Source organism: Candidatus Rickettsiella viridis, assembly GCF_003966755.1.
Classification (GTDB): domain Bacteria; phylum Pseudomonadota; class Gammaproteobacteria; order Diplorickettsiales; family Diplorickettsiaceae; genus Rickettsiella_B; species Rickettsiella_B viridis.
Genome location: NZ_AP018005.1, coordinates 1092816 through 1113322 on the forward strand (window position 1 = coordinate 1092816; position 20507 = coordinate 1113322).

A 20507-nucleotide genomic window follows, 5' to 3' on the forward strand; every position below is an offset into this window, starting at 1 on the left:
TAAAATTTTAAACTGCGATATCTATTCTGAGTCTAGTAAACTCTAAAGTGCTTTTTGTCTTGATTTACAAGGTCTGCCCGCCCATTCTACGGTGTAGAAACCAGCCATGACCTCACTTTTCCATCGTCTCTTCGTGTCTTGTAAAACTGAGGTCATGGCTGTTGGGCGGGCATGTAAGTAAATCTTGTGTGAGAAGTGAAGAGAGAGAGAGGAGGAGGAGGCGAGAAGAAGAAAATAATAGTGTAAAGAATTGAAGGTGATTAAGAATGGGGTTGTGCTAAAAAAATGGAATAATTACGTTAACCGGATTTGGTTATACTATCCAATAAGTTGAACATGAAAATCCAAATCATCAAATTTATGCTTGCTTATTGGCACGAAATGGAGTCCAATTTTTTATAATAAAAAAATTAGGATTATCCCTTTTTGAAATTAACGTCACGTGATGTGGATATCTTACGATTTATTAATGAATTTGGTTTTTGTGAAATGCCTCAGCTCAATCAACGCTTTGGCTTACGAAAACCTAGAAACTATCAAGTAATTAATAAGTTGATTCGTCATCATTTAGTACAGCATGAACGAATCTTTTATAAGCAGCATGGATTATTTCGCTTAACCGCTGCAGGAGCACGATTTACTCCATTACCTCCGTTGCATCGAGTTCCCTTGGCTAACTATCGGCATGATCTGACGGTATTAACTCTCTATTTAAAGTTTAGGGACCTTTACCCCGATGTGACCTGGATCAGTGAACGAAAACTAAAACATGATAAATATAAGCTCGGTGTAGGCCAGCACGGCCATTTACCTGATGGCGTCTTAGTATTTCCCGACGATAAACAAATTGCTATTGAAGTTGAATTGTCTCACAAAAGTAAGCTTCGTTTAGACGATATTTTAAAGTCCTATGCCAGCCAGTTCTCAATTCAAGAAGTTTGGTATTTTTGTAAGGAATCTATGCAACCGCGATTACAGGAGGCAACCAAAGCGATGTCGTTTGTTAAAATTTACTTACTGAAGCATTTTTTAGAAAAACAACCAACAAATTATCATGTCAGTACAGGATAACAGTTTCTTACAACGTCCACGAGAAGCCATTCAGTGCTTGTTAATTGGCCTCTGTTGTTTATGGCAACTCGGGGTAGGATTACTGGGTCTTTTGTGTTTTCTTGTTTTTATCCGAGGACTTCGTTATTCCGTTTGGCAGATATTTTTAACAGGTATTTCATTGGCGGTTTACAGTTGTTTTTTGATGGAATGGCAAGCGCATTTTACATTGTCTTTCCTTAAGCTCATCGACGATGGCTTTGTTGACCATCTTATGTTTTGGAAAACCTTGTTCACCCAAGGTTTTCCGGTTGCGCTGGGAGTTGCGTATCAGCAAGCCTTTTATTATTTAGTCGGATTTCCGCTACTGTTGGCTAGTGTATTAGGCATGACCGAATGGATTCCTAATTCTACGCATGAATGGGAATTAAAAGCGATTCAACGTGGCAAAGCATTATCTTATCGGAACCCTTGGCATAAACGCTTGACTCGTCAAAATAAAAAAAACGAGGACGGAACCTTATTAGGCATTTCTGCGACGAAGGAAGCGGTTATTATTCCCGACGCTGCCGTGAATCAAATGGCTTTAGTATTAGGCACAACCGGCGGCGGGAAAACGATAACCTTACGCCGTTTTTATCAACGCGCACTACAGAAGACCTATCCACTGATTATCGTCGATGGTAAGCCTACCCAAGAAAATGTGACCTGGCTTCAGAAAAAATCTCAAGACTATCAACGCGCTTTCTATGGATTTAACTGTGGAGATTATCATCACTACGATCCCTTAGCACACGGTGGCTATACAGAACTGAAAGATAAACTAATTAGCCTCAAAGATCACTGGGAAAATGATTATTATCGTTCTATTGCTGAAGATTACTTACAAACCACATTTGAAGTATTACTGACGCTAAAAAAGAACTTTGATTTAAAAACGATTGTTAATTGCTTAGATTTTCAAGAACTCGCTCTCAAAACACGCGCCATTACCGATCAATCACTAAAAAAGCGTGTATCCCGTTTGCAGCGTTATGACACGAAGGACATTACTGGTTTGCAAGCACATTTAAATCTGCTCATTTACTCTGAGCTTGGGATTTTTTTTGAAAAAACGAAAAACACATTTAATCTGGCAGAAGTCATCCAGTCAGGCAGTATTGTGTACTTTGCTTTGCCGGCACTACGTTTCCCCAGTTTTGCTAAAGTTTTAGGCAAATTAATTATTAACGATATTAAGGCTGTTATTGACCGCTTAGAAACCAAACAGCGTATTTTTACTATTTTTGATGAGTTTTCTGTATTTGCAGGTGAGCAGGTCTTAAATCTTGTCAATATGGGACGTGGAAAAGGAATCCATGCTATTTTTGGCACCCAAGGTTTGGCAGACTTAAAACGAGTCGATACTGACTTTGAAAAGCAAGTCTTAAATTGCGTTAATACGTTAATCTGCCATCGGCTTAATGATCATGAAAGTGCAGAGAGCATCGCCTGTTGGGTAGGTACGCAAGATGGATTTGATATTACGGCGCAGATCAGCGAAGACGCCTCAACGGGGATGGGTAGTGTAAAACGTAATAAATCCTTTATTATTCATCCTGACTCAATAAAACAAGATTTACAGCCAGGCGAAGCCTTTTATATCAGTAAAGTAGGAAAATTTTTCTGGCAAAAGGTGAAAGTAACTTACTCGTAAAAATAGCTACAGAATATTTCTGTTACCATTAAAATTCGTACCTTACAAAAAATACAGTTAAATAAGATAGTTTTTTATGTTAACAATGTGAAAAGGTTTGTGATCTTTTTTATTTCAGGCACAGGCGTTGCCTGTGTGTTTCGCGCCTGTTAATTCAGTATTCTTAATAAATTCCGTTCAGTCGCTATCATGCGGCAAACCGCATACAAGGAGGCTAACGCATTAAGGGTTTAGTACCGTTTAATGTTTAGAAGATTCATTTTCTCTTTAGATTAACTGACTGACCATGGTTCGCATGTTTATGTTTTATAAAACTTCTGAGTTTTTGTAATCTTAAACAGTGGTAAGTTGTGCTTGTTTTTTTAATAGAATTTAAATTTATTTTCCTTAATAAATTCTCTAAAAAATACTAATTTAATAACGCACTATTATTGACAAAAACACTATAAATATAGTATATTTAAGGAATAAATTAAAAAATGAGAAAAATAAAACATCTTAAGAAAGCGCTGATAGTCAGGACTACGAATCCTAGCCTACCAGCTAACCACAATCTACTATATCGGAGTAAATTAAATGGCTTCCACTATAATACACCAATCCAATACCCTACAACAATTAGCTTTGAATTGTTTGCCCGGCAGCAGAAAAATTATCCAGTGTTTACACAAATTAGAAAAAAAATTTGAACGTGACTTTCATGGAGAAGATATTCTTTCTGAAATGGAAGAAGATGAAAAATCCGCTTATGAGCTATTTGGTAAAAATATTATACCTCATGAAAATTTTTACTCACTGTACTATGCTCAAGACGACATAATAAAGTGCTTAAGAAAAGTTGCAGACGATATCGAATCCTATAACGCGCTTGAAAAATTCTTAACCCTTTTTGGGGAGCAAGTAGAACTGCAAAAAAATCGATATTCTACTAAAAAAAACCAGAGAACTGGAACCTACGAATTCACCACGCTTAAAAAGTTGACGTTGGATTGTTTACCCGATAACCAAGAAATTATTAAGCGCATCCACGATTTAAAAAAGCAACTTAAGGTTGTTTTATCTAAAATGAGAACAGCTAAAAAATCCGCTTATGCCCTAATAAGTGGAAATGTTATATCGCATCAACCTTTTTACTTACTCTATGTTTGCCAAGACAACATAATAAGGGAGCTAAGACAAGCCGCAAACGATATTGAAGACTGCAATGGATTTAGAAAGTTTTTACATATTTTTTCTGATCAAGCACAACTCGGAAAGGTCCAACGTAATATTAAAAATGATAGAGCAGTATGTCATGACTATTGTGCTTAACAAGCATCCTATGTGACTATTCATAAAATACCCTCCTCCATAAGGGGGAGAGCTAAAAAATTTATAACAGTCATTTAGCTAACTGTTGCTCTTGGGAGGGATAATTCCTCCTGCCGTATGGCAACCCACCCTTTATTAAAACAACAAAAAAATGCTTAATCCTTACTTTTAACGATCAACTTATTAACAAAAAAGGATAAAAAATCAGGAGTGGGTAATAGAGAAAAATGCTTAATTTTAGCTGCATTAAAATAAAAAATACGTTAAAATAAAGCTATTAAAATAAGCTTTTTAGCAAAGACCCATGATGGCTGATCGATTTAAAAAAGGAAATAAAATTTATCAAGTTCTGCTTCGTTCTCCCCTTATTATTTTCCCTTTTATTTTTTCTTCATCTGTATGGGCTTTTGGCGGTGATACGCCGGTCAGTCAAGGACTTAACTATGTGATTGATGCCGTTTATGGCGCAACCGGATTATCGATTGCTACCGTCGCTATTATTGGCATGGGCTTACTCTGTGCAGGCCATTATTTAGAATGGAAACGATTTCTACAAACCTTAGTCGGCATTGCTATTATGTTTGGTGCGGGTGGTGTCGCCAGAGCATTACATCTATTAATTTCTTAGGAACAAATAATAAAAGGAGCTCGCTTGAGCAAAGATTACCAACTTGAAGTCGATCCGTTAGCGTTAGCCTTAACACGGCCACCGCTTTTTATGGGTGTTCCCATGCGTTTGTTTTTTGCAAATCTGGCAATCAACATGATGTTGTGTATTGATTTACACACATTAATAGGGATTCCATTATTTGGCCTAGTTCATCTGATTTTATTTCGCCTAACGATGAAGGATTTACAGTTTTTCCGCGTATGGCTGAAATACCTGACACAAACGCCGCCCGTATTGAATCATTCGTTTTGGGGCGGCACGAATAGTTACCAACTAGAGTAAAAAACGGTGTTAACAAAAATGAAAAAACGAAAAAAGCAAGCGGGATTTAAATGGAACCCCTTTTAAAAAGGGAAACCAATGCTTCACAACATATTAATATTATAGGCCACTATAACAACGATACCTTGATCGATAAAAACGGTCAGTTAATTCAAATTATTCGATTAGCGGGTATTGACGGTATTACACAAAGCGAGGAAATCTTAGACGCCTATAAAAACCGCCGCAATAGTTTGTTTAAACACTTTTCGTCGGAATACGCTGTTTATTTTTGGACGGTGGGTCGCCAAACCACGGAGTATCCAGGCGGTGAATTTAAACCAGGATTTGCGCAGCAACTAAATGAAAACTATCGCAAAAGAATACAGCAGCAGCCTTTATTCCATCATGAACACTATGCAGGCATCGTCACAAAACCGGCCGAAGGTGTGTTAAATCAAGGGTTTGATTGGATCAAAAAATTAAGCCAGCAAGCAGACCACATCGCACAGCAACGACAACTAGCCAAAACACAGCTTGCCTTGACGGCCATCACACAGAATGTACTGCAAACCTTAGCAGATTATCAACCACAACTACTCAGTCTTTATCAAAAAGGCGAACAGCTTTTTTCAGAGCCACTAGAATTTATAGGCCAATTAATTAACTACGATAAGTATTCTGTACCGCTACTGTTCCAAGATGCTTCAACCTATCTACCGAGAAAGCGGCTGTTTTTTAATCGTCATTCAGGAACCATAGAATGCCGTGCCAGTGATCATAGCAAAAAATTTGCGGCGGTACTCGCTATTAAAGCGTATCCATCCATCACCTACCAAGGTTTATTAGACAGTTTAAATAGCTTACGAGCGGAATATACCTTAACCCAATCGTTTCGGTTCTATGATCGCCATTTAGCTAAAACCCGTTTACGGGATCAGCAACACGATATGCAGCAAACTCAAGAAGAATCCCTACGTCAAACCGAGCAGATCGACGAGGCCTTTGATGATGCGGCTAGTGGCGAAGCGGGTTATGGTCAACACCATTTTACTCTAGTTTGCTATGCCGACAGTCAAAAACAACTTAACCAACAGGTGAGTGAGATCATCGCTTTGTTTTCCGATCGCGACATTGTATGTGTTCGAGAAGACATGGCCTGTGAATGCGGCTTCTGGGCGCAATTACCTGGAAATTTTTCTTATATTGTCAGGGAAGCGGACATCTCTACAAAAAATATGGCCGCATTGGCGAGCTTACATAATTCGCCTATCGGAAAATTTAAGGATAATTTCTGGGGTGATGCGGTGACGGTGTTAGAAACCTTATCGGGCAGTCCTTATTATTTTAATTTTCACGATAAGGATGTCGGTAATTTTATTGTTGTCGGTGCAACCGGCAGTGGTAAAACGGTATTAGTTGGCTTTCTCATTACCCAAAGTATGAAATTCGGTGGCAAACGGGTTATTTTCGATAAAGATCGCGGTTTAGAAATTTTAGTTAGGGCCTTGGGGGGCATCTATGAGGTGTTAAAACCAGGTATAGCAACTGGCTTTAATCCTTGTCAATTAGCGGATACTAAAGAAAACCGCACATTTTTATTACAGCTTTTTAAACAACTTTTAAAATCTTGCCATAAACCATTTGACGAACAAGAAATAAAAACCATTGAAGAGGCGATTACGGGGATGTATCGCTTAAATCCCGAAGAACGCCAATTTTGCCATATTGCGCCATTTTTCGGCGCGAATATTCCAGGTTCGCTGCGTGCACGATTTGAACTGTGGCACAGTGGCCGTGAACAGGCTTGGCTGTTTGACAATACGGGTGATTGTTTTGAACAAGATCACTACAACGCTGACGTTATTGGTTTGGACTTAAGCCATATTCTCAAAGACGAATGCTGCAAAACACCCACGTTAATGTATTTGTTGCATCGCTTTAGTCAGCAGCTCGAAGGCCAGCGTGGCATGATTTTTCTTGATGAAGGCTGGCTTGCCTTACAAGATGAATACTTTAAAAAAATTATCAATGATTTATCGCGTACACCACGTAAGAAAAACAATTTTTTTGGTCTGGCTACACAAGCAGCTTACGATACCTTGTCATCAGCCATTCAAACGCCGATTAATGAAGCGGCCGCCTGCAAAATCTTTTTTCCTAATCCCAGTGCGGATAGAAAAACGTATATTGAGGGCTTTGGTTTAAGCGAACGTGAATTTGAACTTATTAAAACCTTACCGAGTGAAAGTCATTATTTTTTGCTTAATTATGGTCGAGGTAAAGAATCCGTTGTCTTAAGAGCAAATTTACACGGCTTAGACGATGAAATTGCCGTTATTTCAGGACGAAAAGAAACCGTAGCCTTATTGGATAGCATTCGTGCAGAAGTCGGGGATGACCCCAACATCTGGTTACCCATTTTCCAGCAACGAAGAAAAGTGAAGAAAATAGGATGTTAACGACTCAATTGAGCTTGGCTCCTGTGATTAAAATTACTATTCTTAGTTTACTCATCCTTTTACCGCTTCCCAGTGCCGCAGATCCGATTAGTGACCTATTGATGATCGCCGAACAAATTCAAGGCTATCAACAGCAGATTTCCGGCATACAAAATACCATTGCAGGGTTAACGGACCAAATTCAAGCAGCGGTATCGGGTCAGTCTGAATGGGGACGCTGGCAATTTACCGATCATCAATCCTGGGGCGAAAACACCGATCAGTGGCAAGCTATCCTTAATATGACCGGAAAAGGCGGCAATAGCAGTCTATTAGGCCAAACCCTTCATTTTCTGGAGAAGGAATTCCCTGTGGATACACCACTCTATAACCAGGTTAATCCGAATAAATGCGATCAAGCTTACTATGCCTTAAAAGCAAAAACGGCCTTAGCCGCGAGAGCCGCTAGTCAATTGGGTTATGACAAGATTCAAGAACAGATTAACTATGCCAATCAATTACGCCAGCAGATTGGTAGTACAACAACACTGAAACAATCGCTAGATTTACAGAGTCGACTAACTATAGAGAACAATCTGATTCAATTAGAGACACTGCGTCAGTTAGCACTGCTCAATCAACAACACGCGATTGATGCACAAGCGGAAGTCAATGATGCCATACAAACGGCTCGTTTTCTGAGTACGAAATTTTGAAGGCAATACCAAGTAATGGAGGAGTTAACAAATGAGGCAATATCTATCGGCATTATTAGCACTGTTTTTAGTCTTATCGCTAAGCGGCTGTGTAACTAAACCACTGCAAGCCCCTTGTGATGCAAATGCCACGTTTTGTGGCACTAAAACTAAAATTAATTAGTGGTAAATGGAGAAAATATTTATGCGATTATTTTTACCTTTTAAACAATTTATTTTATTTAGCGTCTTATTCACTAGTTTTAGTCTTTTGGCCGCCTGTGGTCATAAAAATCCTTTACTTGATACAAACATGATTCAAGTTATGGATGAAGAGTTTTTCTTACGAGGAGGCAGTTATCCTATTGACGAATGTGCCTATTATTACAGTTATTCTAAACAAAATTATTCGTTAAAAAAGAAATGTAATGAGTGGACACAAGAATATTATCGTCGCTTAATCGATAGACATGTTATTCCCACTACGACTACCGTAGAAGATTTGAGAGACCCTACTTTTTGGAAAAAAATAAAAGCGTTACATTTCCTTGGTAAAGAACAATGAGCACGCTTTCTGTTAATACATTCATAACTGATACCTTAAGTGCTGTCGATCAAACGATTGAAGGTTTTGTTCATAACGTCTATCAACAGTTTCTACAACAGTATGGCTATGCTTTGACGTTGTTATGTACTGTTTATATTCTTGTATTAGGTTATCGTTTTACGTTACATACTTTGAGTGCTGATTTTAACACGCTTAATCGGCATATCCTTGTTTTACTCATGGTTTATGGCCTAATAATAAACTGGTCTTTATACCAGCTTTTTATCTACAATATTTTTACTAATGAACCTAACCACATAGCTCAAATTATTGTTAATGCTTCCAATCATCAGTTTACGACGGATAAAACAATAGCAGAGGCTTTAAACCAAGTTTATGGTATAGGCATGAGTGCGGCCGGAAAATTATTGAGTAGTTTTACTATCCAAAAATTTTTATGCGCTATTCTCGTTATCATTTTTACCTTTTTATGTTCTCTTACCGCCTTAGCACTTTTAATCTACGCTAAACTTGCGATGGCCATTGGTTTGGCCTTAGGTCCTCTTTTTCTACCTTTTATGCTTTGGGAATCCACACGCGGTTGGTTTGTGAGTTGGTTGCAAAAGTTATTTAATTTTTCACTAATCCCGATTATCACCGCAAGTATTTTATCGTTGATGCTTTCGCTGATAAATTTGGTGTTACCGGACCTTAATCAGCAAGCGCTTCAAGGTGCTCCTGATTTTTTTACAGTAGGACTGTTTGGTGGTTTATCGTTAGTAACCGCCTTTTTATTAAAACAAAGTTTATCGATTGCCAGTAGTTTAAGTGGTGGATTGACCTTAAGCGCATTAGGTCAGATAGGCAGTATGGTGAAATCAGCTTTAAATACCACGGGAGTTAATTCAGCCGCGCGTTTAACCGGAAAAGGTCTTAAATCTGCTGGAAGCGCAATGGTAAAAAAAGCGCAAGGTCAAAAACAATCAGCTATTCATTCAGCGGTAGAACAGGGAAAAAATAATTGAATGATGACGACTTTAAAAAATAAGAAAAAAGCCTTAGCAGAAGAAAAGAGCGTGGATCCAGGTAATGCATTTTATCAAGCGGCTTCGGATTGGCGTTATGATCGATATTACAGTAAAACGATTTGGCTGCGTTATTCACTAATAATAAATACGGCACTACTTACCGCATTGTTGCTTACATTAGTTGTGATAGCGTGCTTGATTCCACTCAAACAAAAAGTTCCCTATCTCTATGCGTTTAATCAAGCGACAGGTGAAGTCACCAAACTTGGTGAACTAGAGCCAACACGCTTAACTGCAAATTGGCAAATGACGCGCTATTTTATTATTCATTATGTGATGAATCGTGAAAGCTACGATAGCGATAATTTAGAAATTCCTTACCAACTAGCCTGGGCACAATCGAATGCAATCATTCGTAAACAATACGATGCCGAAGTGAGCAGCAACCTAGCTAATTCACCCTATCAAAAATACGGTAAAGATAAAGCGATTACCGTGCGTGTATTATCAGTTTCCCGTTTAAATGACAATACCGCCGCTATTCGCTTTGAAAAACAATTACGTGATAAAACGGCCAATACACAACAAATTGTCCATCAAGAGGCGATTTTAAAATGGCAATATCAGTCGATGAAAGCCACGCAAACGCAACTGGATAGAAATCCACTCGGATTTACCGTGATCTATTATCAAGTGACGCCAGTTAATTTAAATAATGGGGGACATGATAAGCATGAATAAAAAAATAAGTTTTCTTTTACTGATGGTTATCCTAGTACAAAGTACCTTGACTCAAGCGGCCTTAATTCCCCGAAAGGTTACAGCGGACCGGCATATTAAAGTAGTAACCTACGACCCCAATAATGTGGTCGTTATTCATGGGCACTATGGTTACGAAACCCAAATTGTCTTGGCGCCTACTGAAGAAATACAAACAGTCTCTATCGGTGATAGCTTAGCCTGGCAAGCCGTGCCCGTTAAAAATAATCTGTTCATTAAGCCCGTCACCGAATCAAAAACTAACATGACGGTATTAACCCATGTGAATAGCTACAACTTTCAGCTAGACTCAACGCCTGCAAAAGTTTCACCGACGTATAAATTACGCTTTATCTATCCTACGGGTGGCTATAATCGTAACGAGCAGCCCAATGCAGTGGGTGTTTGCGATCCCACACCAAATTAACTGGAAATATAGTTTTACAGGGGACAAACGCTTAGCACCGCGTGAAGCCTTTGATTGTAATAATCAATTTACGTATTTCCGTTTTAATAACACCTTACCCGCCATTTTTATTGTCGATAAAAATCGCAAAGAAACCTTAGTCAATTACCATAGAAAAGGAAACTACATCGTAGTCAATTCTACGGCACCACAATTTACTTTACGGAGCGGTAGTTATGTTACCAGTGTTTATAACGATGCAATGATTGGTGATTGGCAAAACATTCGGTGAAGATCATGAAAAAGAAAGAAAAAAACAACGAAACGACACCATCATCTACCGAGGGTTTACCTGAAATTGCCGAAGCCCGTTATAAAAGGCCTTTTCTTCTTGTCATTCTGGGTGGGCTATTAGTTTTACTAGCCACACAGTTTTATTTCCATGCTAGAAAAATAAGCAATAAAACGGAATTTTCTGTAGAGGAGGCTTATACTTTACCAAAAACCGAACCAGAACAAGTCAAAGTTTCTCCTATATTAGAAAAACCGGCCGAAAAAAACCTATCCGAGCAACAGATTGCGGTATTACAAGCGAAACAAAAAGAATTGCAACAACGCCTATCCTCACCCATGATGTTATTTAACACAGAAAATAACCATCAAGCTAATGCCCTCGTAGAAAAATCCTCAGAAAAAAACGTGATGACGGATGCTAATACGCAATTTTTACAACAGGCGGGCAAAGTTTCGGATAAAACGGTGCAAGCAAAAAGAATAGGCCCTCTTAATCAACTGATTGCACAAGGTCAGTTGCTCCATGCCACCCTAGAAACGGCCATTAATTCCGATTTGCCAGGTTCTTTACGAGCCATCGTCGACCAACCTGTCTATGCTGAGGATGGCTCGCAGGTATTAATACCACCAGGGAGTCGCTTAATCGGACAATACAAGAGCGGCATGCTACAAGGGCAGTCGCGGGTTTTTGTGGTTTGGACACGTTTAATAACACCCGAGGGTATCAATCTGAATCTAGCCTCACCCGGTGTGGATGCGTTAGGTATGGGAGGGATGTCGGCGGATAGGATTGATCGCCATTTTTGGCAACAGTTTGGTACGGCCGCACTGCTTTCGATATTAGGCGCAGGTACATCGAATGTCGGTGTTGCGGGGGGTAACGCGTCTTATAATGCTTCCCAAGCCTATCGGTTGGCAGTAGCCAATAGTCTCAACCAAACCGCACAGCAAACATTACAACGCGGTATGATTCCACCGACTTTGTGGATTAACCAAGGAAGTCCACTTCAGGTATTTGTTGCACATGATTTGGATTTTAGTGCGGTTCAGCAAGAAACAAATCCTACTCCTAAAACCACTATTTTCTAACTCAACATGTCGACAAAAGCCTTAGAGAAACATCTTGAACCCCTAAAACCCTTTTTGGCAAAAAAGGGTATCACTGAAATTTGTATTAATCAACCCAAAGTGATCTTTGTCGAGAAAAACGGAGTTTTCACACGTCATGAAGTAGAAGCGTTAGAATTCAGTTTTCTTGAAGCACTGGCCAACCTGATTGCCGAATTTAACCATAAGCCGTTTCCCTGCCCGCTTCTTTCCGGCTATTTACCGACCGGAGAACGAATACAATGTATTATGTCGCCAGCCTGTGAAAAAGATAAAATCATTTATTCGATCCGTTGTCATTCCCGTCGTGACATGCGTTTACAGGACTATCAGAAAGCCGGTGTTTTTGATGACTATGCCGCTATAAAAGAAAATATCTATCACAAAACAATAGCTGATCTAAAAACGCTCCATGAGCAAAAAGATATTTTTGGATTTCTAAAACTTGCCATCCAATCAAAGAAAAATCTGATTATCAGTGGCGGAACCGGCACGGGTAAAACGACCTTCTTAAATGCTTGTTTAAAGCTCATTCCCCATACCGAACGGCTGATTACCCTCGAAGATACGCGGGAAGTTAATATTAAACAGCCTAACACAGTTAATTTACTGTTCAATGAAGAGGACGAACAAATTACCGCGTCAAAACTCTTTAAGGCCTGTCTGCGATTACGACCCGATCGCCTCTTTCTTTCTGAACTCCGAGGTAGCGAAGCCTGGTCCTTTCTCCGAGCCGCTAACAGTGGTCATCCAGGCAGTATGAGTACCGTACATGCCGATACGCCTCAAGGCTGTTTTAAGCAATTAGTCTTTATGATGCAGCAGGCCGGCTCAACTTCCAGTGAAGAAAACCTACACACCTACATCAAATCGATCATCCCCATCGTTATCCAGCTAAAGCGTAGCACTAATCCTACCCAGTTTGTCGAGGTGGCAGAGATTTATTTTAATAGCCTTTAAGTCGTCTTAACCTACGAAAAAACTATTCGTTAAAAATATCTGTTAAATTGTTCGCATCTAAAACGGATTCGCCCCATTTCAGAAGCGTATCTGCATCAGCACAGCCCATCTTGTCTAAGTAGCGTTGTGGTACTTGGTGGAATTTACGTTGCAGCAAATGATGGAGAAAAGCATACTCCCCTTTTTGTATTCCCTGCTGTATTCCCTGCTGTATTCCCTGCTGTATTCCCTGCTGTAGGCCTTTTTCAGTGGCATCGTCTATTTGCTGTGCTAGTACTGCCTCATTATCTCGAACACGTTTAAGTTCTTGTTCATAGAGTGCAAGCTCATTCTCAGACCAATAAAATTGGTCCAAAGCCTCATAAGCCCTCTTAATGATCTGATCGCTACCGATGATCTGTTCTAAATCGGCCACCTTCGTGTTGGCTGCATACTTAAAAAAATAACACCATTTTTCTATTAAAGTTTCAAGCTGGGCGATTTCTTTTTTATGGAACTTAGGTAGTTCGATAAAGGTAAACGAGAAGTCCTTTAAATCATGCTCATAACTATCTCTATCCAGTATGATATGATCCGACTTATAGCCTGATTTATTCGGAAATAGTACACAATCGGCTATGGCGATAAAGATGATCTCTCTGAGATCGTGGTATTTCTCTCCTTTGTCAGCCTGTTGCGCATAGGCTTTGGCCGCGTAATATTGGGCGCGCTTCTCAAAGCCTTTCGTAGTTGCAACCTGCATCTCTACTATCAGTTTTGTTCCTTTTTCATCACGACATAAGACATCAACAATACTTTGCTTCTTTGCTGCAATTTCAGGATCCTGAACCGTACTTAGAAACTCTACGGATTGAATCTGTTGACTACCTGTAAAGCCAAGGATATCATTTAAAAAATGAATGAGGATGTCTTTATTCTTCTCCGACCCAAAGATAACTTTGAACGCGATGTCATTCTTAGGGTCTAAAAATTTAGATAGCATAGTCTATTTTTTTCCTTTAAAGTAACCGTGATTTTATCATAGTTAAGCTATTCATAACATCTAGTAACCATAGAGGCCACCTGATAATCCGCAGGAAGGTACTCTATGGGTTTTTCTATGCCATTGCCCTATCCTCTCGATAGGTACAAGGTGCTTTAAGCAAAATTACTATTGCTTTTCGAGCAAATTGTAATCGCCTAAAATAGCACGAAAATCTTCTATTTTCACAGGTTTTGTTAGCACTTGATCAGCACCCAATGTCAAACATTGCAGTTCTTGTTCTTTGCCATGCGCACTAACGACGATAATGGGGATCCGTTTCCTTTTTGCTTCTCTGGCACGAATCATTTCAATCACCATTTCACCTGAGATGTCGGGGAGACCTAGATCGACAAACACCAGATCATAAGTTAATTGGCGAAGCGCATCTTGTCCTTGAGTCACGCAGTCAACGTGGCAACCTAGTCCTTGGAGTAGTTGCAGATGTATGCGTTGAATGAGTGGATTATCTTCGACGACAAGAATTCGGCCCGATCGAGAAGATAGGTTTTCTTTTACAGTACTATGATTCATCTTAAATTCTCCTTAAAAATAATACTATGGAATGAGTTTGCCTTAGTTAGCCGTAAAGTAAATCCCGTAAAAATCTGAAATTTAATCACTGACTTTGTAAGGAAAGCAACGGGTTTTATTGCGTTGCAAGCGATTTATTCTCCCGTATTTTTACGGGGTTTTGTCCGTATTTTTCTGGTGAAATATAACCATAACGAATTCCTTGGACAACCGCTTGGGTCGTGTTTTTACAACCCAGTTTTTTTCTAGTATTACTTAGAAATTCTTCAACCGTTTTTTTTTCGATAGGTAATATCTCGGCAGTTTGAGCGGAACTGCAACCCAAAGCAGCGAATAATAAGCACTCTTGTTCCCGTGGCGCTAATGACTTATCAAAAAGAAGCTCAGCTTTAAAACTAATATTAAATAATAAGGTTTTAATCAGTCGTCGTTGCTTGACTGATGGCGAATGATTGCCGAGTAATCGTAAAATACGGGTGACGATATCCGTCGATTGATTCGCTGAATACTGTGTTATATCTGGATCTTCTGCTGCAGAACCAGTGACTTTTTTTTTAGACATGATAACTCCTGGGGCACAACAATAGCCCTAACTAAATAATGAGAAATAAGATTGGGTTTTGAAAAAAAGCCCAAGAGTTATGTTTGTAAAATACGTACTAAAATCGCTTCAAGCACGCGTTTTATACGGAGTTGTAATGTTGGGGATCGGTAAGATGAAAAAATTATCCGCTTCTTAGAAAATGAAGCCGATTGCCCTAAGGGGGCTCTGTGATTTATGATAGTAACAGCCATGATCAATTCTCCCGAATTGGTTGTGGTTAGCAACGGCAAGGTATGTTCAGTACCTTGTACATGCGGCTGGCGTGGGAATTTCCTGCGCCAGATTTTTTTATGAACGAATCAGTTTTAATGTTAGCGGCCCCCATACGGGGAATGCAAGGACTTCTATGATTTTTTTTATAAAGAATAACAGCGGGTTTTTATGTCATCTAGTCAAGTAGTCATTAACCAGGTCTATTTATAAACTGGATACTCAAGATCACTTAAAAAATCGGGCATGGTTTTTGACAATGTCAGGTGATTGTAGGGGTAGATTAGTACGGTCGGTGTTGTTCATTAATTGTTGAATTTGTGTCTGCACCTGCGTAAATTGTTGTTCTAGGGTTAATAACGCCATGTTATTTATATCAGGAATGCTAGAAGCTGTAGCCTGCCTATCAACAATGCTTTCTTTACTCCTCAATGCAAAATCAGATAGATTATTCCCCTGATAAAGAACTTTTTGAGAAGACGATGGTAAGCTAGCAACAGCCAGCGTAAACTGCTCTATGCGGTATTTAGGATGTTCTAAGACAATTCGTAACCCCTGTCGTAAGGCACTACCATCCAAAGATGTCATTAATTTAGCAAGCGGGGGTCGCTGCATCGTCTGATAACGTTGCATAACACCTTCTCGTAATAAGAGGAGGTCATGAGTCGTATTGAGTAATTTACGTAAATAGTCTATATCTGCCATCCGTGCTTCAGGTATCGTTTGTCCTTGGTCATGATAATATTTTACATAAGCCTCTAACGCGATAGAAACATCTTGTTTAAAGTTTTGCGTTAAGGATGCGGCGCGGTGCCTTTCTCGTGCGATCTCCTCTGCCTTGGCGTGTAGTTGTGTTGACAAATGCTTCAGCAGGAAAGCTAAGCGTGTACAGTGAGCAGCATAAGGCCCTTGTTCGATAAGGTGTTGAATAGTGGTTAGGCTATCCTGTAATGGTTGGCGACAGGTTGCCTGGCTCAGCCACCCCTTGTGGTTTTGCAGGTGGATAAAAAAATGATTTAAGACCTCGCGCAAATCCTCCTGATTTTTTTGAAAATGGTGCATCAACCATTTTTGCCAGGCCTTTTCCCAACGTTTTTGCCGCCACTGCCACCAGCGCAGTGCCGGTTGTTGTTCCAAGGATTGTAGCGATTCTTGCAATAGCTGGTAACGTAGGATGAATGGCTGTAGCGTTACGTGGATAGTAGAAAATGAATTTGGTAATAACGGCGTAAAATCCAACGGCAACAAAAGCTGCGCTAATAGCGCTTGCTGCCTTTCTAAAAAAGCGAAACGTGTTTTATTACTTCTAAATAACCAGGCGGGCTTTCTTACCTTTTTTGGTATGAGGTGAATTAATTTTGTTGGAGCCAATAATCGGTGTACGGATATCGTGATAAGAGTAATATCCTTAGCTGCGCTGAATTCTGCATATTGGTACCAGGCTAATCCATATAGCTGATTTTTATGATGAGGGCTTCCGTATTGTACAATAGCACGGTGTATTTGATTAAATGTAGCGGCATCCAGCGTTCTTTGGTGCTTAGGCAATGTGATAGAGAGGGATAATAACCGTTGGCTTTGTTCTACCAAAGCATAACTGACATCATCACAGGTAACTTGCTTTCGGTGTTCAGCGATTTTTAATCGCAGCAACAGTACCTCAAGCACTTGCTGTTGTAATACCTTAAGATGGTTTAATTTTCTTTCTAAAAATTGACAGTAACTTGCAGCAATAGGCGCAGGCAAGCGTTGTGAAGGCAGCCAGGCCTGTTGTTTTCTCTCCAGTTCTTCGTGAGCTTGTGTAAAATGATACTGATAGTGAACAATAACGTTGAGCAGAAACAAGAGGCCTTGCGCTGAATAATATTGAAAGGGTCGATGCTTCTTCCAATCCTGATAAATTTGCTTCAATTGGAGTTTAGCGCGAAGATTACTTTCTAACTGATTAAAACCTTGTTGCCAAAATATTTCTGTATTAAACAGTGTTTGTAAATGCTCTTCCCAATCGAGTCGTTGTCGAACTAACTCGTCGGTTTTTAATTGCTGGACGATGGTTTTTAACGCCGCTAACGCTTCCGATGTCGACTGATCCTGTGTTTTAGCCAATGTAGCGCGTAAAGCTCGACGCTGCGTCACAAAAGGAGACGCGTGATAAACCGATTCTTGAATCAGTCGGCAACATTGATTTAAAAAATCCAAGGATTTAGGGTGTAAATAAACTAATCCCCACGTCTTATTTAACTTTATTCGCTTTTGATAGACTTGATTAAAATGTGTAATAGTTTCGGTTAAATTAAACATGCTGATTGACCTTCTTTTTATTTTTCTTTGATCAGTTGGCTTAGCCTTCGTTCAGCCACGTGGCAATAGGGAAGCTGGTTATCGATGAGAACGCAGCGTCGTCCAAGAGAAAGTGCCGCTAAGCCTGTGGTACCGCTACCGGCAAAGGGATCAAGTATCAAATCCTGTGGTTTAGAGAGTAAGCGGATAAAGAACTGCGGTAAGGCGACAGGGAAAACAGCCGGATGACCTTGATTGCGATTCTCAGGACATAGATGCAAAACATTAGTCGGCAAGACCTGTTTTTTATGGCGCCAATTGGCAAAATTACACTGAAACCGACTGCCGGTGGCAGAAACGACAATACGTTTTTTTAATCCACTGAAACGTGCTATTCGTTGTTGGGTGGAGGCTGCCATGGGAATTTTTACGGCCTCCTGATCGACATAGGGTTTCTTTACTTTGGCTAAATGAAACACATACTCCCAGGCATCGCGTAAGCGTGTGGGCCAATAGCCTGGCATACTGGTTTTCTTATGCCAGATGTAATCGTCAATGCAATGCCAGCCTAAACCGATGAGTTTTTCGATCGTAGCCCAAACATAATGCTGGCGTACACCTTGAACAATTTTATCTTTCATGTTCAGTACTAAACTGCCCGTCGGTTTTAGCGCACGCCACAGTGCCTCATGAAAGGTAACAAACCAATCGGTATAGTGATGGGGAGCTACGCTGTCGTAATGGGCTTGCCGCGCATCGGCGTACGGTGGCGAAGTCACGATAAGAGCAACTTTTTCAGGAAAAGTGGGTAGCACGTTTCGACAATCCCCATGGAGAATTTGATACGCGGCGCCTTGTGAAACATCAGAATGCAGCAGGTTATTAGAGATCGGCGTGTTGAGCATGTTATTTTTTTCCTTATTTTTCTTTGGTTAGTACGTTATTTTCCTGCTGTTGCGAAAACTTCTGAGTGGCTTGAGAAAGCGAAAGCGGTGTTTGAGAACATTGTGCGTTGCCCTGGGTATAAACGGCCAAAGCGCACTCAGGATTGCCTAGCAAAATAGGCTCGGGCGGCGTGTGTGTATAACCCTGACTCTCATGCTCCTGCTCTAACCGGCCTTTGAGTAAACGTGGATAGCGAGGCAGTGGTTTTCCTTGATAGTCGCAATAGCGGTTCTCAAATGCTTGAGCTAAAAAAGATAGTTCCCTTTCCGATTGTTGACACAAGTAAACCCAGCCGCCCATATCGGTGATCACGCAGTGAATCACCGCATTATCAAACACCACGCTGTCATAACCACCCACGGTGCGGATAGCAGAAAGTACTTGGCTCCAGGCCTTACGTGCCGGCTGATGGTTATCTCCCTGAATTAAAACAATTAAATCCGCCGGTGTGGGCATCCCCCATTTCTGACGAGCAGGATTTTGCAAAGTATTCAACATCGCTTGTTTGACCTGCATAAACGGGTAGGATTCCAAGCATTGCCAATAGCTTTCTAGCAATACACTCGATACCTTGCGGTTAAACGATTCGGTCAATAACGTCAACCATTGCAGAAACTGTTTTTTGTCATCGGCTAGCATAAAATCTCCTGTGCATCAGACAGAGGATGTAGAGTTTCTTCTTTCGCCATCGATTGCTTGAGCCACCGCTCCCCTACGATGAGATTGTGTGCCAGCGTAGGACTCAAACCACGTCTGGCTAAGTCAAGGTGATGTTCAAAGGGAGGCGATTGTTGTCGCTGTTGAGAGGCTGCACGCTGCTCTTTGGCAAGCCACGTGTTGATATGGCGCAGAATCTGTGTTCGGGATTTACGCTCCGTTGGATTTGCCTCATTCCAGGCCTGGATTTGCCGTAGCTCTTGTGCAACATCCACCGCGGGATAGGTTTTTTGCCAATGCGTTATCGAGGTCGGTAAAACCATAAACTGACTGCCATCGCTCAGAGGAATCTGATAAAGCCCTATCGATGTAACCGTCGTTGCTATGGACACAACCTTATCGTCGATCACGTCAAGCAATTGTTTAACAGGGGGATTTTTTAATTCGCTGTTGCTGCTGGGCAAGCCGTCGTCAGACGGCGCGCCACCATCAACATCCTGTTCCTGATCCTCCTCCTGTTTCTGTTCTTTCTTCTGCTCCTGTTCCTGCTCCTGTTCCTGGCTTAGAAGGGACTTTGAAGTCCCTTCGTAGGGCCTTATTAGCCCCTTTGTTTTTTTATCTAAACACAGTGAAATATGATAAGCTTCATAAAACTTATCGAGAAAAGGTAGTTTGGGTAAGGCCTGATAGAGTTCGTTGATACACTTAACGCGATTATCGTTGGGCTTTAAAGCTTGCCCCAATTGTGATAACGCCATATCGTGTACCCAAACGTATTCTGATGCCGCATCATAGGTACAAAACCCGACTTCACAGAGATTCTGAAGCCCCTTTAAAGCCCCTTCTAAGGTGATACCTAGCTCATGGGCTATAAACGGCATGGGTAAATAGTAGATCCCTAGCATCGTGCAATGAGGGTTACTGATTAGGTATAAAGCAATGAGCTGTGTTGCCCCACCAAATTGTTTGATTTGTTTACCTTGTTCATTAATCCAAAAATGGGGTGAAAGTTTGCTATAATCACGCATGGT

The 20507-nt window shown here is 40.5% G+C and carries 22 protein-coding genes; 15 read left to right on the forward strand and 7 right to left on the reverse strand.

Annotated elements, in window-relative coordinates; translation table 11 throughout:
• Window positions 1–426 precede the first annotated feature (426 nt).
• The 15 genes from DMP02_RS04935 (at window position 427) to virB11 (ending at window position 13225) form a co-directional block, all read left to right on the forward strand.
• Window positions 427–1071, forward strand: a complete 645-nt coding sequence (locus DMP02_RS04935; RefSeq protein ID WP_126322286.1) for a hypothetical protein — start codon at window positions 427–429, stop codon at window positions 1069–1071.
• Complete coding sequence (locus DMP02_RS04940) at window positions 1055–2746, forward strand: type IV secretion system DNA-binding domain-containing protein (protein ID WP_126322287.1); 1692 nt, start codon at window positions 1055–1057, stop codon at window positions 2744–2746. The genes DMP02_RS04935 and DMP02_RS04940 overlap by 17 nt, the downstream gene beginning before the upstream one ends.
• A gap of 576 nt (window positions 2747–3322) precedes the next feature.
• Window positions 3323–4057, forward strand: a complete 735-nt coding sequence (locus tag DMP02_RS04945; protein WP_126322288.1) for a hypothetical protein — start codon at window positions 3323–3325, stop codon at window positions 4055–4057.
• 304 nt (window positions 4058–4361) lie between these two features.
• Complete coding sequence (locus DMP02_RS04950) at window positions 4362–4685, forward strand: TrbC/VirB2 family protein (RefSeq protein ID WP_126322289.1); 324 nt, start codon at window positions 4362–4364, stop codon at window positions 4683–4685.
• A gap of 24 nt (window positions 4686–4709) precedes the next feature.
• Window positions 4710–5009: a type IV secretion system protein VirB3 gene (locus tag DMP02_RS04955; RefSeq protein WP_126322290.1), complete on the forward strand. Its 300-nt coding sequence runs from the start codon at window positions 4710–4712 to the stop codon at window positions 5007–5009.
• A gap of 50 nt (window positions 5010–5059) precedes the next feature.
• Entirely contained in the window at window positions 5060–7450 is a 2391-nt protein-coding gene (locus tag DMP02_RS04960) for a VirB4 family type IV secretion/conjugal transfer ATPase (protein WP_126322968.1), read from the forward strand.
• A complete protein-coding gene (locus DMP02_RS04965) occupies window positions 7444–8145 on the forward strand; it encodes a type IV secretion system protein (protein WP_126322292.1) in 702 nt (233 codons plus the stop codon). Before DMP02_RS04960 ends, DMP02_RS04965 begins: the two co-directional genes overlap by 7 nt.
• A gap of 31 nt (window positions 8146–8176) precedes the next feature.
• Window positions 8177–8308 (forward strand): hypothetical protein, encoded by a 132-nt coding sequence (locus DMP02_RS07460; protein WP_269471418.1) that lies wholly within the window; start codon window positions 8177–8179, stop codon window positions 8306–8308.
• A gap of 21 nt (window positions 8309–8329) precedes the next feature.
• Window positions 8330–8689, forward strand: coding sequence for a hypothetical protein (locus DMP02_RS04970; protein ID WP_126322293.1), 360 nt, complete (start codon window positions 8330–8332; stop codon window positions 8687–8689).
• Window positions 8686–9696, forward strand: coding sequence for a type IV secretion system protein (locus DMP02_RS04975; protein WP_126322294.1), 1011 nt, complete (start codon window positions 8686–8688; stop codon window positions 9694–9696). Before DMP02_RS04970 ends, DMP02_RS04975 begins: the two co-directional genes overlap by 4 nt.
• Window positions 9697–10440, forward strand: a complete 744-nt coding sequence (locus tag DMP02_RS04980; protein ID WP_126322295.1) for a virB8 family protein — start codon at window positions 9697–9699, stop codon at window positions 10438–10440.
• Window positions 10433–10885, forward strand: a complete 453-nt coding sequence (locus DMP02_RS07465) for a TrbG/VirB9 family P-type conjugative transfer protein (RefSeq protein WP_172593952.1) — start codon at window positions 10433–10435, stop codon at window positions 10883–10885. The genes DMP02_RS04980 and DMP02_RS07465 overlap by 8 nt, the downstream gene beginning before the upstream one ends.
• The gene (locus DMP02_RS07470; RefSeq protein ID WP_126322297.1) at window positions 10851–11156 is read left to right on the forward strand and encodes a TrbG/VirB9 family P-type conjugative transfer protein; all 306 of its coding nucleotides are present in this window, start codon (window positions 10851–10853) and stop codon (window positions 11154–11156) included. The genes DMP02_RS07465 and DMP02_RS07470 overlap by 35 nt, the downstream gene beginning before the upstream one ends.
• 5 nt (window positions 11157–11161) lie before the next feature.
• Window positions 11162–12247, forward strand: coding sequence for a TrbI/VirB10 family protein (locus DMP02_RS04995; RefSeq protein WP_126322298.1), 1086 nt, complete (start codon window positions 11162–11164; stop codon window positions 12245–12247).
• A gap of 6 nt (window positions 12248–12253) precedes the next feature.
• On the forward strand, window positions 12254–13225 hold the full coding sequence (virB11, locus tag DMP02_RS05000; protein ID WP_126322299.1) for a P-type DNA transfer ATPase VirB11: 972 nt from the start codon (window positions 12254–12256) through the stop codon (window positions 13223–13225).
• Window positions 13226–13247: 22 nt separating this feature from the next.
• On the opposite strand, the gene DMP02_RS05005 is transcribed toward virB11, so the two are convergent.
• From DMP02_RS05005 to DMP02_RS05035, 7 genes are all read right to left on the reverse strand, one after another.
• A complete protein-coding gene (locus tag DMP02_RS05005) occupies window positions 13248–14207 on the reverse strand; it encodes an Rpn family recombination-promoting nuclease/putative transposase (RefSeq protein WP_197720787.1) in 960 nt (319 codons plus the stop codon).
• Between the two features lie 168 nt (window positions 14208–14375).
• Window positions 14376–14780 carry a response regulator gene (locus tag DMP02_RS05010; RefSeq protein ID WP_126322300.1) on the reverse strand — a complete coding sequence of 135 codons (405 nt, stop codon included), beginning with the start codon at window positions 14778–14780 and terminating at the stop codon, window positions 14376–14378.
• A 115-nt stretch (window positions 14781–14895) separates the two neighbouring features.
• On the reverse strand, window positions 14896–15342 hold the full coding sequence (locus DMP02_RS05015) for a helix-turn-helix domain-containing protein (RefSeq protein WP_126322301.1): 447 nt from the start codon (window positions 15340–15342) through the stop codon (window positions 14896–14898).
• Between the two features lie 480 nt (window positions 15343–15822).
• Window positions 15823–17895 (reverse strand): hypothetical protein, encoded by a 2073-nt coding sequence (locus tag DMP02_RS05020; RefSeq protein ID WP_126322302.1) that lies wholly within the window; start codon window positions 17893–17895, stop codon window positions 15823–15825.
• A gap of 17 nt (window positions 17896–17912) precedes the next feature.
• Window positions 17913–18779, reverse strand: a complete 867-nt coding sequence (locus tag DMP02_RS05025; protein WP_126322303.1) for a DNA-methyltransferase — start codon at window positions 18777–18779, stop codon at window positions 17913–17915.
• A gap of 13 nt (window positions 18780–18792) precedes the next feature.
• Window positions 18793–19458 carry a DUF6475 domain-containing protein gene (locus DMP02_RS05030; protein ID WP_126322304.1) on the reverse strand — a complete coding sequence of 222 codons (666 nt, stop codon included), beginning with the start codon at window positions 19456–19458 and terminating at the stop codon, window positions 18793–18795.
• Window positions 19452–20504, reverse strand: a complete 1053-nt coding sequence (locus DMP02_RS05035; protein WP_126322305.1) for a hypothetical protein — start codon at window positions 20502–20504, stop codon at window positions 19452–19454. The genes DMP02_RS05030 and DMP02_RS05035 overlap by 7 nt, the downstream gene beginning before the upstream one ends.
• Between the last annotated feature and the right edge of the window lie 3 nt (window positions 20505–20507).

Bases quoted from the DNA above. Each gene is read 5' to 3' on its own strand.
- DMP02_RS04950 (WP_126322289.1), top strand. From the start codon at position 4,362: ATGATGGCTGATCGATTTAAAAAAGGAAATAAAATTTATCAAGTTCTG.
- DMP02_RS04970 (WP_126322293.1), top strand. From the start codon at position 8,330: ATGCGATTATTTTTACCTTTTAAACAATTTATTTTATTTAGCGTCTTA.
- DMP02_RS04965 (WP_126322292.1), top strand. From the start codon at position 7,444: ATGTTAACGACTCAATTGAGCTTGGCTCCTGTGATTAAAATTACTATT.
- DMP02_RS07460 (WP_269471418.1), top strand. From the start codon at position 8,177: ATGAGGCAATATCTATCGGCATTATTAGCACTGTTTTTAGTCTTATCG.
- DMP02_RS05020 (WP_126322302.1), bottom strand. From the start codon at position 17,895: ATGTTTAATTTAACCGAAACTATTACACATTTTAATCAAGTCTATCAA.
- DMP02_RS07470 (WP_126322297.1), top strand. From the start codon at position 10,851: ATGCAGTGGGTGTTTGCGATCCCACACCAAATTAACTGGAAATATAGT.
- DMP02_RS04980 (WP_126322295.1), top strand. From the start codon at position 9,697: ATGATGACGACTTTAAAAAATAAGAAAAAAGCCTTAGCAGAAGAAAAG.
- DMP02_RS05010 (WP_126322300.1), bottom strand. From the start codon at position 14,780: ATGAATCATAGTACTGTAAAAGAAAACCTATCTTCTCGATCGGGCCGA.
- DMP02_RS04960 (WP_126322968.1), top strand. From the start codon at position 5,060: ATGGAACCCCTTTTAAAAAGGGAAACCAATGCTTCACAACATATTAAT.
- DMP02_RS05030 (WP_126322304.1), bottom strand. From the start codon at position 19,458: ATGCTAGCCGATGACAAAAAACAGTTTCTGCAATGGTTGACGTTATTG.
- DMP02_RS05015 (WP_126322301.1), bottom strand. From the start codon at position 15,342: ATGTCTAAAAAAAAAGTCACTGGTTCTGCAGCAGAAGATCCAGATATA.
- DMP02_RS07465 (WP_172593952.1), top strand. From the start codon at position 10,433: ATGAATAAAAAAATAAGTTTTCTTTTACTGATGGTTATCCTAGTACAA.
- DMP02_RS04995 (WP_126322298.1), top strand. From the start codon at position 11,162: ATGAAAAAGAAAGAAAAAAACAACGAAACGACACCATCATCTACCGAG.
- DMP02_RS05025 (WP_126322303.1), bottom strand. From the start codon at position 18,779: ATGCTCAACACGCCGATCTCTAATAACCTGCTGCATTCTGATGTTTCA.
- DMP02_RS04975 (WP_126322294.1), top strand. From the start codon at position 8,686: ATGAGCACGCTTTCTGTTAATACATTCATAACTGATACCTTAAGTGCT.
- DMP02_RS05005 (WP_197720787.1), bottom strand. From the start codon at position 14,207: ATGCTATCTAAATTTTTAGACCCTAAGAATGACATCGCGTTCAAAGTT.
- DMP02_RS04940 (WP_126322287.1), top strand. From the start codon at position 1,055: ATGTCAGTACAGGATAACAGTTTCTTACAACGTCCACGAGAAGCCATT.
- DMP02_RS04945 (WP_126322288.1), top strand. From the start codon at position 3,323: ATGGCTTCCACTATAATACACCAATCCAATACCCTACAACAATTAGCT.
- DMP02_RS05035 (WP_126322305.1), bottom strand. From the start codon at position 20,504: ATGCGTGATTATAGCAAACTTTCACCCCATTTTTGGATTAATGAACAA.
- virB11 (WP_126322299.1), top strand. From the start codon at position 12,254: ATGTCGACAAAAGCCTTAGAGAAACATCTTGAACCCCTAAAACCCTTT.